Here is a 12,179-nt window from a genome sequence, read left to right on the forward strand (position 1 = left end):
GATCCCTTCCGGCACCACCCTCGGTCTCGTGGGGGAATCCGGCTCCGGGAAGTCCAGCCTGGCCGGCGCGATCGTCGGTCTCGTTCCCGTGCACAGTGGCCGCGTTCTGGTCGACGGCCGCGAGGTCCGCACCCGGACCGTCCACGACCGGCGGCGGCTCGGCCGCCTGGTTCAGATCGTCCGCCAGGACCCGGACACCGCGCTCGACCCGCGGATGACGGCTCGTCAGACCCTCGTCGAGGCCGCGACGGTCTTCCGCCGGCTCGACCGGGCCGCTCGCGCCGAGCGCGTCACCGAGCTGCTCGGCCTGGTCGGGCTGGATCCCGGGCTCGCCGATCGCCTGCCGCGCCAGTTGTCCGGCGGCCAGCGCCAGCGGGTCGCCCTGGCCCGCTCCCTGTCCGTAGAGCCCGGCCTGCTGATCGCCGACGAGGTCACCTCGGCGCTCGACGTCTCGGTGCAGGCCTCCGTCCTCAACACGGTGCGGGAGCTCCAGCGCCGGCTCGGGCTCTCCATGCTCTTCATCGGCCACAACCTGCCCGCGGTCTGCCACGTCTCGGACGTCGTGGCGGTCATGCGGCACGGCCGGATCGTCGAGATCGCCCCCACCGGGACGATCCTGCGTGCACCGAGCCACCCCTACACCCGCACGCTGCTCGCCTCCGTGCCGTCCCTGCGCGCCTCCCTCCCGGGGCAGAGGTCGTCCTGAATCCGGTGTTCGTGTCCGTACGGTCGTCAATCCCTGGCGGATGCCCGGTGCCGATACCTGAGGGCTGTCCCGCAATCCCTGGTGGGTGCGCGACGACAGCTACGGCACCTCGCCGCGTTGCCGGAACGTCCACATACATCCAGTATGCGGACGCTCCTCCGCCTTGCGATGCACCGCATCCGACGCCGCGCACTGATCCACCACGGATTACGGGACAGCCCTTACGCCGACGCCGGCAAACAGGACGCGGCTCGGTCGACGGCGGGTTACCCGCCCATTCTCTCGCGGACCACGCGAAGAACTCTCAGCAATGAACCGTCAAGAGATTACTCAATTCATCACACTATCGAATTAAAGCGTGATTTTAAGACCTGCTTCCCGTGAGATGATGCGGCGGCTGCGATTACGACGCCCCCCGACAACGGGTCAATTGCCTACCCATGGAGAGATGCGGAATATGGGAATTCTTCGAGGAGTACCGACGTCCCCCGGGCGGAGCGCCGTGACATGACCGTCGCCCTGGAGCAGCCCCTGGTCCACCAGACCGGCGCGGGCCTGTCCGTACCGTTCGCCATCACCGGGACGGGGATCCACCTGCCGCCGACGGTCGTCACCAATCAGGAACTCGTCCGCTCCCTGGACACCAGCGACGAGTGGATCACCAGCCGCACCGGTATCCGCGAACGCCGTCGTCTGGCACCGCACCTGGCCACCTCCGACATGTGTGTCGCCGCCGCCCGTCCGGCGCTGGAAGCCGCCGGAGTCGAGCCCGGCCGGCTGGACGCGGTCATCGTCGCCACCTACACCTGGGACCAGCCGCTCCTGTCGACCGCGCTCATCGTGAAGGACGCCCTCGGCGCCCACCGCGCCCTCTCCCTGGACGTCACGACAGCCGCCTGCGCCTCCGGCGTCCAGGCCATGCTGATCGCCGCCCACCTCCTGCAGAATCCCTCCATCACCACCATCCTGCTGCTCGCGGCCGACTGTGCCTCCAGGGTCACCGATCCCACCGACCGCACCACCGGTGTCTTCTTCGGCGACGCCGCGGCGGCCGTCGTCCTCACCCGCACCGACAGCCGCGGTTCGGGTCTCCTCTCCTACAGCCTGGGCTCCCAGCTCTCCTACGACGTCCAGATCCCGGCGGGCGGCTCCCGGATGCCCGCCAGCACCGCCACCGTCACCGCCGGAGACCACTATCTGGCCATGGACGGCCGCGCCGTGTGGAACGCGGCGACCACACGTTTGCCCGAGAGCATCATCAGCGCCGTCGAACACGCCGGCGTCCCGATCGACCAGGTGCGGCACTTCTTCCTGCACCAGGCCAACCTGAACATCCTCAACGAGACCACGGCGGCCCTGGGGGTACCGCGCGAGCGCGCCCCGGTCACCATCGACCGGCTGGGCAACACCGGGTCGGCCGGGGTGTTCACCGCACTCCACACGGCCGTCGCCGAAGGTTCCCTGCTCCCGGGAGACACCTACGTGCTGTCCGGTATCGGTGCGGGCTTCCAGTGGGGATCCCTCTGTCTCCGGCACGCCTGACCGATCCGACTCCACAACACCCACGAGGCTGACGGGGGTTGGCGCAACCCTGTCAGCACCGGGCAGCGAGTCACGTCGCGGCTCCGGTCATTCACGGACGAGTGAACTCAACGGCGCCCGCTGGCGATTCCGCTGCCGCGAACGCCAGCATGGACGGCATGACCACCACGTACTCACCGGCTGAGCGGGCCGCTCAGGCCCGTGCGGCCGAAGTCCAGCTCGCCGCCGACGGAATCGACGGGGTGGTGTTCGGATGGGTCGACAACGCCGGGCTCACCCGCGTGAAGTCCGTCCCGCTCGCCCAACTCCGGCACGCCGCCGAGCACGGCGTCGGCGCCGTCCCCTGTTTCGACGTCTCCCTGGTGGACGACTCCTTCACCACCGCGGCTTCGAGTACCGGCCCGACGGGCGACCTGCGGCTCGTCCCCGACCTGGACCGGCTCACCCCGCTCGCCGCCCAGCCCGGCTGGGCCTGGGCTCCGGCAGACCGTTACACCCAGGACGGTACTCCGCACCCCGGCTGCCAGCGGGGCTTCGCCCGCCGGGCCACCGAGGCCGTCGAGCGGCGCGGGCTGTCGGTGCGGGCCGGGATCGAGATCGAGTGGGTGGTGGCCGACGCCGCCGGAGCCCCCGCGACGTCCGCGCCCGGGTACGGCATGACCCGCTTCATCGAGCACTCCGACTACCTGCGCGAGGTTCTTCGCGCTCTCACCGCGCAAGACTTGACGGTACTTCAGCTCCATCCCGAGTACGCCGCCGGGCAGTTCGAGGTCTCGGTCGCGGCCGAGGGCCCCGTCGAGGCGGCCGACACCGCGATGCTGGTACGCCACACCGTCCGGGCCGTCTCCGCCCGTCACGGGCTGCGGGTCTCGTACGCTCCCGTCTTCACCGAGGGTGCGATCGGCAACGGCGGCCACCTCCATCTCAGTCTCTGGCGACAGGGCCGGAACCTCGGACACGCCGGCCCCGGCCGTCACGGCCTGCACCCCGAGGCCGAGCACTTCTTCGCGGGGGCACTCGCCGAGCTGCCGGCCCTGCTCGCCCTCGGCGCACCCGGTGCCGCCTCGTATCTGCGGCTGGTCCCCTCCCACTTCGCCGGTGCCTACCGCTGCTGGGGCCTGGAGAACCGCGAGGCGGCCCTGCGTCTGATCACCGGCACGGCCGCAGGGCAGGCAAACGCCGAGTTCAAGTGCTTCGACGCCGCCGCGAATCCGTACCTCGCCGTCGGTGGGGTGCTGGCGGCCGGACTCGCCGGGCTCGACGCCGGTATGCCGCTGCCTCCCGAGACCCGGAGCGACCCCGCGGCTCTCCGCGATGCCGAGCGCCTTCCGGCGAGTCTGCCGGAGGCCACCGACGCGTTCGAGAAGTCCGGCCTCCTCCGGCAGGCACTCGGCTCCGAGCTGTTCGAGGCCGTGCTGGCCGTCCGGCGGGCGGAGGCGGAATTGTTCGCGGGACGCACGGACGCGGACGTCGTCGAAGCCGTTCGCTGGCGGTACTGACAGGGCGTCCATGCCGCCGTCCCCGGAGCGGGCGGGGACGGCGGCCTTCCGGCGACCGCGTCAGCCCGCTTCCGCCGCGGAGGACGGTGCTTGAGCCGGAGCGGCAGTCGCGGTTTCCAGCGGCTTCGTCATGTAGACCGCCCCGGCGCCGTAGCTCGCGGGCAGTACGGTCCCGGGCCGGGCGCGGCAGCCCAGTCTGGTCCACATCTCGCGCGAACCCTGCACGGCCACCAGGGAGAGTGTCCGGTAGTGGCCCACGCGCCCGGTCTCCTCCAGATGCCGCACCATCCGGCGGGCCAGGCCCCGGCCGCGCGCCCGTTCGGCGATCACCACGTCGTGGAGGTGCAGGTTGCTCACCCGGCCTCTTCCCCGCCCGCTCTCCCGCACGTTCTCCTGATCCGCGCACACCTCCGCCCGGCTCAGGTCGGGGCATCGGTCGAGCGGGTACGGCAGGGCGAGCAGGTAGCCGCCGAAGCCGCCCTCGTACTCCAGGACGAAGCAGGTCGACGGAGAGGAGCGGTGCCGGGAACGCAGCGCTTCCCGCCCCTCGGTCAGGCCGCTCTCCCTGTAGGCGCGTTCCTCCAGGACGACCAGCGCGTCCCAGTCGTCCTCCTGAAGCAGCCTGATCCGGGTGCCGGTCATCCGCTCTCCCCGTCCTGGACCGAGCCGGCGACGCAGGTGTACGGCAGCGGTGCGAAGCCGTTGAACCCCTGGGTGGCGTAGGCGACGGCGTACGCGCCGCAGGAGTGGACCCAGACCGGGTCGCCGGAGGCGATGGCGCGCGGGACCCGTACTAAGCCGCCCTCCTGGGCGTACGCGTCGTCGCTGTCGCAGGTCGGACCGGCCACCACGGCGTCGACGAACTGCCCGTGGGGATCGGTCGGGAACTCCAGCCGGTACCGCAACTGGTCCATTTCGTAGAGGCCGTTGAACTTGCCGCAACTGAGGTAGAGCCAGTTTTCACGCGTACCGTCGGCCCGTCGGCGGGAGGTGAGCCGGGCGACGTGGGCGCGGATCGCACCGTGATCGGCGACCAGGTGGCGGCCGGGCTCCAGCAGGAAGGCCAGCGGGGCGGTGTTGACGGCGCGCAGACGTTCCATACCGTCGCGCATCACCGCGAACATCTTGTCCAGGGGCGGCTCCAGTGGCCGGCCGCACCGGTCGAGGACGCCGAGGGCGGGCAGCCCTCCGCCGAGGTTGATCCGGTCCAGGACGATGCCGTGCCGGTTGAGCGTCTCCAGCGTGCCGGCCAGTGTCTCGGTCGCCTCGCTCCAGGCTTCCGCCGTCATCTGCTGGGAGCCGACGTGCACGGAAAGGCCGGAGGGCACCAGTCCGGCGTCACGGGCGGCGACGAGCACCGCCAGGGCGTCCTCGGGCGAACAGCCGAACTTGTGGCTCAGGCCCCACAGCGCGCCGTCGCCGGTGGTCGCGATACGGCAGAACACCGCTGATCCCGGGGCGTGTCGGGCGATCGCGGCGACGTCCTCCCGGCTGTCGGTCGCGAAGTCGCGCACGCCCAGCCGGTAGGCATCGGCGATGTTGCGGTCGGACTTGACGGTGTTGCCGTAGTGGATCAGTTCGGGGGCGACCCCGGTGCGCAGGGCCTGGGCGATCTCCTGCGGGCCGGCCGCGTCGAACCCCGAACCGAGCCGGGCGAGATGGTCGAGCACCTCGTCCACCGGGCATGCCTTCATGGCGAACCGGACGGCGATGCCGGGAAGTTCGGCGCACAGGGCGGCGTACTGACGGCCGATACCCTCCAGGTCGTAGATGATCGTGTCCTCGGTCGCGGCGGCGAGCGCGGCGCGCAGGGCGGAGTCCTCGCTCCGGCCGACGGGGAGCGGGGCCTGCGTCCGCACGGCGAGCGCTGCCGTCGGAGCGCGTTGGCCGGTTCCGCGACGGTCGGCCGGCCGACGCTGTTCGGCGATCTGACACATGTCGGTGGCCTGAGGCCTCACGCATGAACTCCCTGTCCGACTGGATGGTCGGCGCCGTGAACGTCCGGCACCCATGAGGGGAACGAGGGAGTCCGGAGGTGGTTATGACGCGCGAACGGTTTTCCTTCCCACCGGACTCCTCGCGCGCGTGGCGGCTCGGCCCTGCTCGCCCGGCCTCCTGCCGATCCCGGCCACGGGTCACGGGTCACGGGCCACGACACGGCGGCCGGTCCCATCGGTGCCGGCTGGTCCGGGCAGGTCTCGCCGGTCTCGCCCCATGGGGAAGACTGGCTCCATGAGAGACATCGTTTTCGCGCGCGGGAGCGCCTGGATACCGAAGGTGATCCGCGAGAACGGCGGGCTGAAGCTGATGCTCGGTGCCGGGGCCGACGCCAACCATGAGCCCCGCACGTTCACGTTCGCGATCGGGGAAGCCCATCTCACGGTGATCCGGGAGGACCTGGCCAGGCACCTGCTGCTCTGGAGCGCGGTGATTCCGCTGTGCGACGCCACCGGAACCCGGGGCCGGCTGGACGAGGACGCCGCCGTCGCGCTCCTGGACCCGGTCCTCCTCGCCCCGCCCGCGGACGTCGACGCTCTCTTCCGGCGCATCCGGTGGGACGAGGGCCGGCTCATCGCCCATGGAGCCGACATCGACTCGCTCCAGCGCGGCCAGGTCCACGCGGCGATGCGTTCGGCGACCGAGTCGGCCGACGGAAAACGCGTTCAGGAACACCACGCGGACCGCCGTCGCGCCGAGCGCGGAACAGTACTCGGCCCACTCGACACCGCGGTCCTGAGGTACACGGGCCAGTACCTGCACGGCTCGACCATTCCGAAGCGGACACCCGGCGCCGTCGAACCCGCCCTGCTGCCCCAGGTCATGCGAGTGATCGCCACCGCCGAGCAGGCGTGCGCCGGGATGCGGATCGGTCTCGATCCGCGACGGGGAAAGCGCGCCACGGACAAGCGTGACTGGGACCGGATGGCGAAGGCTGTCGATGCGGCGGTGCGCCGTGCGCACCCACGGCTCGTCGACGAGGCGGTGCGTACCGTGAGCTTCCTGATGTGCTCGGAGGCCGCGCACCGCTCCAGGAACACACCCGTGGAAGACGACGAGGACGCTGCCGACTTCGGCGGAAGCGGAAGGAAGACGGCCCTTCTGTTCACCGACGACAAGGGCGTCGGGAAGAAGTGGCGTTCGGATCGTTCCCGCACGGCCACCGCGGAGTTCTGGGATTTCGTCGGCGACCGCTCCGCCGCGGACAACGAGGTGTTCACCATCGAGGACGAGGAGATGGGCGAGGGGATACAGCTCCACTTCTACGCGGACTCCCTCGCCCGGATCACGACGGTACGGGAGGGGTCGGCCGGGTCGGAGCCGGAGTACCGGGTCGAGTACGCCCTGGTCGACGGGATGGCCGGGTACCGCACCCTGGTGGCCGCGTTCGCCCGCGGCGGCTGCACCGCACTCGGCCGGCACGGCCCCTGGATGTCCGACGTCGCCGAGTTCGAGCGCGCGCGCCGCCGGCGGCGCGACGCAGGGCCGACCGCGAGGTAGGGAGCCTGGGGCGCCCGGCCGCGCTCCGGTTGTCCGGCGGCCGGGCCGCGCCTCGGGCCGATTCCGGCAGACCCCGAACACGCGCAGCCGACAAGGCCGTTCGGGGGCCCGGGCGACGAGGCCCGTCAGCCGTCCGTGCGGTCGTCCGCATCGAGGACCCGCCGCAGCAGCCGGGTGAGCGTCGTGCGCTCGTCCGCGTCCAGGCAGGCCATGAAGGCGTCCTGGGACGCCTCCGCGACCGCGCTCAGCCGGCGCTGCTCCGCGGCTCCCTCGTCCGTGAGTTCGACCACCTGGCGCCGCCGGTCGGCCGGGTCCCGGGTGCGCCGCACCAGGCCCCGCTCCTCGACGGTGTCGAGGTATCCGCCCAGGTGGCTGCGCTGGAATCCGAGCCGGTCCGCCATGACGTGCTGGGGCAGCGGGCCGAAGTCGGCGAGCGCCGTGAGCGTGGCGAAGTGCGGCAGCCGGAGCCCCGACCGGCCCACCGCCTCGACCAGGGACTCGTGCCCGATGCGGGCCACATGACTGGCGAGGTACGAGGGCAGGGCCAGCAGGCTGGGCGGGCGGAGCGCCCCCTCTGGCAGGTCCCCCTGCGGGCGGGCGCCCTCCGGGAGGGTTCCGGCAGGTCCGCACCGCTCGGGTTCGCTCATACCGGCATCGTACGCGAAAACAGTGCCTGGACGTAAGAGAGACATGATGGAATGATTCCGTTGTGAAATTAACTCGTCGCTCCCGCCCCGTTCCTCGTACGGCGGCGCCCTCACACCGGAGGACCGCTCGATGACCGATGTACCCACCGACCCCGCCGAGGCCCGAGCGCCATTACCGGCCACACGTTCCACTGCCGCCCCCTTCGCCGCCCTGCTGCTGGCGGTGCTGTCCTTCTCGCTGATGCAGACGATGGTCGTACCGGCGCTGCCCGACCTCCGGGAGGAATTCGGCGCCTCGACGACCGGCGTCTCCTGGGTGCTCAGCTCCTTCCTCCTGTCCGCCTCCGTCGCCACCGCGCTGCTGGGCCGGGTCGGCGACATGTTCGGCAAGAAGCGGGTGCTGATCGCGAGCCTCAGCGTCTTCGCTCTCGGTACCCTGCTCGCCGCCCTGTCCGACTCCCTCGGCCTGCTGATCGCGGCCCGCGCCGTCCAGGGCGTCGGCTCGGCCGCCTTCCCGCTGGCCTTCGGCATCGTGCGCGACCAGTTCCCGCGCGAACGGGTCCCGGTGGCCATCGGCCTGATCTCCTCCACCTTCGGCATCGGTTTCGGGGTGGGCCTGGTGATCCCGGGGCCGATCGTGGACGCGCTGGACTGGCACTGGATCTTCTGGCTCGGCCTGATCGTGATCCTGCTGGGCATCGCCGCCGTGGCCGCCTTCATCCAGGAGTCCTCGGTCCGCTCCCCCGGCCGCATCGACTGGCCCGGCGTCTTCCTGCTCAGCGCGGGCATCGTGGCGCTGCTGCTCGCCATCAGCCAGGGCAAGTCGTGGGGCTGGGCCTCGGTAGGGGTCATCGGCCTGTTCGTCGCCGCGCTCGTCCTGCTGGCGGTGTTCCGGTACGTGGAGACCAAGGTGCGCGAGCCGCTCATCGACATCGAGCTGCTGCGCCGCCCCGCGGTCCTGACCAGTCACATCACCGCACTCATCATCGGTTTCGGCATGTACGGGGCCTTCACCCTCGTCCCGCTGCTCGCGCAGACCCCCTCCCGGGCCGGGTACGGCTTCGACGCCTCGGTCACCGAGTCGGGGCTGTTCATGGTGCCGATGGCGGTGACCATGCTGTTCGCGAGTCCGCTCGCCGGACGGCTCGGCGCGGCCTTCGGCTGGAAGCTTCCGCTGGTGCTGGCCTGCCTGATCGGCTTGGCCGGGTTCGTCGTCTACGCGGCGGCGCACGACAGCGAGTGGGCCATGTACGCGGGTTCCGCCGTCCTCGGTGTCGGTGTCGGGTTCGCCTTCGCGGCCCTCGCCAACCTCGTGGTCAGCGCCGTCGACCGCAGCCAGACGGGCCAGGCGACCGGCATCAACACCATCATGCGGACCGTCGGAGGCTCGCTGGGCGCGCAGATCGCGGCGTCGCTGGTCGCGGCGGAGACGATCCCGGGCACGCCGATCCCCGTCGAGTCCGGCTACACCACGGCGTTCGTGATGTCCGCGATCGCCCTCGGCGTAGCCACCCTGGCCGCCCTGGCGGGTCCGGGTTCCCTGCGCCGCAAGGCCGTGGCACCCGCCCCCGCCCCGAGCAGCGGCCCCAGCGCCGCCTGACGATCCCAGGAGCCCACAGGCATGCCCGACTACGGACACGACCTCCTCTTCGGCACCGTACTGGTGCCTTCGGCCGGGGACGGCAACTCGGCCGTCGCCCTGGCCCGCACGGCCGACCTGGCCGGACTGGATCTGGTGAGCGTCCCGGACCACCCCTATCAGCCGGGCATGCTCGACGCCTGGGCGGTGCTCGCGGTCATCGCCGCGTCCACCTCCCGGGTGCGGGTCTTCCCCAACGTGGCGAACCTGCCGCTGCGTCCGCCCGCCGTGCTGGCCCGCACGGCGGCGAGCCTCGACCTGCTGACCGGCGGACGCGTCGAACTGGGCCTCGGCGCGGGGGCCTACTGGGATTCCATCGCCGCCGACGGCGGACCGCGCCGGACCCCCGGCGAGGCGGTCCGGGCGACCCGGGAGGCCATCGAGGTCATCCGGGCGCTCTGGACCCCGGGACGACAGGTCCGCCTGGACGGCAAGCACTACGGGCTCCACGGGGCCACCTCCGGCCCCGCTCCGGCGCACCCCGTCTCCCTCTGGATCGGGGCGGTCGGTCCCCGGATGCTGGACCTGGTCGGGACGGCGGGCGACGGCTGGCTGCCCAGCGTGCCGCACGTGCCCCCGGCCCGCCTCGGGGCCGGCCACCGGATCGTCGACGAGGCCGCCGAACGGGCGGGCCGCGCACCGGCGGACGTACGGCGGCTGTACAACCTCTCGCCGGGTCCGGGCGGGTTTCCCGAGGGGCCTCCCGCCGCCTGGCCGGAGCAACTGGCCGCACTGGCCCTGGAACACGGCACCAGCGCGTTCCTGCTCCCGGCCCACCACCCGGATCTGCTGCGGATGTTCGGCGAGGATGTGGTTCCGGCCACCCGGGAGCTGGTGGAGCGGGCTCGCGAAGGCGGTCCGGGGCCGGGTCCGCGGCCCGCCGCCCCACCCGTACCCCCGGCCGGCCGCCGGACGGAGCCCTCCGGCGACGGGGACCGGCTCGCGGTGCGGGCCACGCCGCCGCCCGCCGAGCGGTTCTCCACCGAGCGGCCGTGGGACGAGTCGACCCGTCCCTCCGCACCGCCCGCCGGCCCGGGGCGGCGCCGCGACCCGGCGCCCGCGCGCAACCTCGTGGCCGCGCACGACGGCCTCCGTGCGGACCTGGACCGGCTCCGCGAGGTGGCGCGGGAGGTGCTGGCGGAGACCCTGGAGCCCGGCGCGGCACGCTCGGAGATCCAGAAACTGAGCCTGCGTCAGAACAACTGGACTCTGGGCGCCTACTGCGCGTCGTACTGCCGGGTGACCACCCTGCACCACACGCGCGAGGACGAGGATCTCTTCCCTCACCTGCGCCGCTCCGAACCGGGCCTCGCACCGGTCCTCGACCGGCTCACGGAGGAGCACCACGCCATACAGGGGGTGATCGACCGCCTCGACCGGGAGCTGGTCGCCTTCGTCGAGGGCGGAGGCCGCCAGGACGGGCTGGCCGCGGCGGTGGACCTGCTCACCGACGTGCTGCTGTCCCATCTCGCGTACGAGGAAGCGGAGCTGATCGAGCCGATGGTCCGGTTCGGCACCGGCTGGTGATCTTGCCGGGGCCGCCCGGACGCGCGGGCCTCGCCGTACTGCCGAAGGTGATGCCGGCCAGGGCGAGGGCAGCTCGGCCGGGCTCCACGGCGACGACCCGGCCTCGGATCTCGAAAAGAAGGGAGACACCGGCCATCGGTTCGAGGCGGCCGTCGGAGAGCGGACCGACCGGGGCGCAGTCCTCGGCGACATCGGCGAACCCCCTCGCCGGACCGTTCGGTGGAGGCCCCGTGCGAGGGCGGCCTCTACGCGGCCGGGCTGGGAAGCGGGCGGATGGTGCGCCTGCCCGCGGGGCGCCTGCCCGTGGGGCGACGCGCACACCAGGCGCCCCACGGGTGATCAGCTGCCTTCGGCTCAGCCGCATCTGCCCTTCATGAAGCGGATCGGCCGGCGGAATCCGCCGAACTGTCGGCGGGCAGCCGGCCGAGCCGCCCCTCCAGCCGGGTCCGGGTCCGCGGCCAGTCGGCGGCGATCACCGAGAACATCGCCGAGTCGCGCAGCAGCCCATCCTCGCCGGGCGCCCACGACGTGGACCACTGGCGCAGGACCCCTTCGAACCGGGCCCCCACCGCTTCCAGCGCGGCACGGCAGCGGGTGTTGCGCGCGTCCGTCTTCAGATCGACCCGTGCCACGCCCCACTCCTCGAAAGCGTGCTGGAACAGCAGGAGTTTGGCCTCGGAGTTGATCCCGGTGCCCTGCGCCGAGGCCGCGAGCCACGTGAAGCCCACTTCGACGGCGCACAGCCGGTCCTCCCCGGGCCACAGGCGCGGGTCCAGGTACGCGGTGGCCCCGACGGCCCGCCCGGTCGCGACGGACACCTGCGCGTAAGGCGCCACCCCTCCTGCGGCGGCCCGCGCGAGCTGCTCGTCGATGTACCGGGCGGCGTCTCCCGCCCGGGGGACCCAGGTGAAGCCGTACGAATCCCGGTCCTCCTCGGCGGCCGCGCCCAGATCAGCGGCGTGCTGCGTGCCCAGCGGTTCGAGCCGTACCCGGGCACCTTCGAGGACCGGCCCATCAAGACGAAGATCTGTCACTCCGATGTCCTTTCGCGTCGTCCGGAAGGTACTGGTACGGCCGGTACTGCCGGTACTGCCGGTACTGCCGGTACTGCCGGTACTGCC

10 protein-coding genes are annotated in these 12,179 nt (G+C 72.1%); 6 read left to right on the forward strand and 4 right to left on the reverse strand.

Going from position 1 to position 12,179, the window contains the following annotated elements; translation table 11 throughout:
• From OHA55_RS36000 to OHA55_RS36010, 3 genes are all read left to right on the forward strand, one after another.
• Window positions 1-706: ABC transporter ATP-binding protein (locus OHA55_RS36000; RefSeq protein WP_266714666.1), on the forward strand; the 706-nt coding region annotated here is incomplete at its 5' end.
• Window positions 707-1,213: 507 nt separating this feature from the next.
• Complete coding sequence (locus tag OHA55_RS36005) at window positions 1,214-2,248, forward strand: 3-oxoacyl-ACP synthase III family protein (RefSeq protein ID WP_266714669.1); 1,035 nt, start codon at window positions 1,214-1,216, stop codon at window positions 2,246-2,248.
• Window positions 2,249-2,406: 158 nt separating this feature from the next.
• On the forward strand, window positions 2,407-3,747 hold the full coding sequence (locus OHA55_RS36010; protein ID WP_266714671.1) for a glutamine synthetase family protein: 1,341 nt from the start codon (window positions 2,407-2,409) through the stop codon (window positions 3,745-3,747).
• Between the two features lie 60 nt (window positions 3,748-3,807).
• Here the strand turns inward: OHA55_RS36010 and OHA55_RS36015 are convergent, their stop codons facing one another.
• Complete coding sequence (locus tag OHA55_RS36015) at window positions 3,808-4,389, reverse strand: GNAT family N-acetyltransferase (RefSeq protein WP_266714673.1); 582 nt, start codon at window positions 4,387-4,389, stop codon at window positions 3,808-3,810.
• Entirely contained in the window at window positions 4,386-5,705 is a 1,320-nt protein-coding gene (locus tag OHA55_RS36020; protein ID WP_266714675.1) for a type III PLP-dependent enzyme, read from the reverse strand. Before OHA55_RS36020 ends, OHA55_RS36015 begins: the two co-directional genes overlap by 4 nt.
• 274 nt (window positions 5,706-5,979) lie before the next feature.
• Between OHA55_RS36020 and OHA55_RS36025 the strand changes: the two genes are divergently transcribed.
• A complete protein-coding gene (locus OHA55_RS36025) occupies window positions 5,980-7,245 on the forward strand; it encodes a DUF6357 family protein (protein WP_266714677.1) in 1,266 nt (421 codons plus the stop codon).
• 125 nt (window positions 7,246-7,370) lie between these two features.
• On the opposite strand, the gene OHA55_RS36030 is transcribed toward OHA55_RS36025, so the two are convergent.
• Window positions 7,371-7,892, reverse strand: a complete 522-nt coding sequence (locus OHA55_RS36030) for a MarR family winged helix-turn-helix transcriptional regulator (protein WP_266714679.1) — start codon at window positions 7,890-7,892, stop codon at window positions 7,371-7,373.
• A 130-nt stretch (window positions 7,893-8,022) separates the two neighbouring features.
• On the opposite strand from OHA55_RS36030, the gene OHA55_RS36035 reads away from it, so the two are divergent.
• Window positions 8,023-9,492, forward strand: a complete 1,470-nt coding sequence (locus OHA55_RS36035) for an MFS transporter (RefSeq protein WP_266714681.1) — start codon at window positions 8,023-8,025, stop codon at window positions 9,490-9,492.
• 21 nt (window positions 9,493-9,513) lie between these two features.
• Window positions 9,514-11,058 (forward strand): LLM class flavin-dependent oxidoreductase, encoded by a 1,545-nt coding sequence (locus OHA55_RS36040; protein ID WP_266714683.1) that lies wholly within the window; start codon window positions 9,514-9,516, stop codon window positions 11,056-11,058.
• A gap of 371 nt (window positions 11,059-11,429) precedes the next feature.
• Here OHA55_RS36040 and OHA55_RS36045 read toward each other — a convergent pair whose 3' ends face one another.
• Window positions 11,430-12,092, reverse strand: coding sequence for a GNAT family N-acetyltransferase (locus OHA55_RS36045; RefSeq protein ID WP_266714685.1), 663 nt, complete (start codon window positions 12,090-12,092; stop codon window positions 11,430-11,432).
• Window positions 12,093-12,179: the final 87 nt, after the last annotated feature.

Origin of the sequence: Streptomyces sp. NBC_00102, from assembly GCF_026343115.1 — a bacterium.
Taxonomy (GTDB): domain Bacteria; phylum Actinomycetota; class Actinomycetes; order Streptomycetales; family Streptomycetaceae; genus Streptomyces.

Coding starts and splice junctions, on each gene's coding strand:
- OHA55_RS36015 (WP_266714673.1), bottom strand. CDS start 4,389: ATGACCGGCACCCGGATCAGGCTGCTTCAGGAGGACGACTGGGACGCG.
- OHA55_RS36035 (WP_266714681.1), top strand. CDS start 8,023: ATGACCGATGTACCCACCGACCCCGCCGAGGCCCGAGCGCCATTACCG.
- OHA55_RS36040 (WP_266714683.1), top strand. CDS start 9,514: ATGCCCGACTACGGACACGACCTCCTCTTCGGCACCGTACTGGTGCCT.
- OHA55_RS36010 (WP_266714671.1), top strand. CDS start 2,407: ATGACCACCACGTACTCACCGGCTGAGCGGGCCGCTCAGGCCCGTGCG.
- OHA55_RS36005 (WP_266714669.1), top strand. CDS start 1,214: ATGACCGTCGCCCTGGAGCAGCCCCTGGTCCACCAGACCGGCGCGGGC.
- OHA55_RS36030 (WP_266714679.1), bottom strand. CDS start 7,892: ATGAGCGAACCCGAGCGGTGCGGACCTGCCGGAACCCTCCCGGAGGGC.
- OHA55_RS36025 (WP_266714677.1), top strand. CDS start 5,980: ATGAGAGACATCGTTTTCGCGCGCGGGAGCGCCTGGATACCGAAGGTG.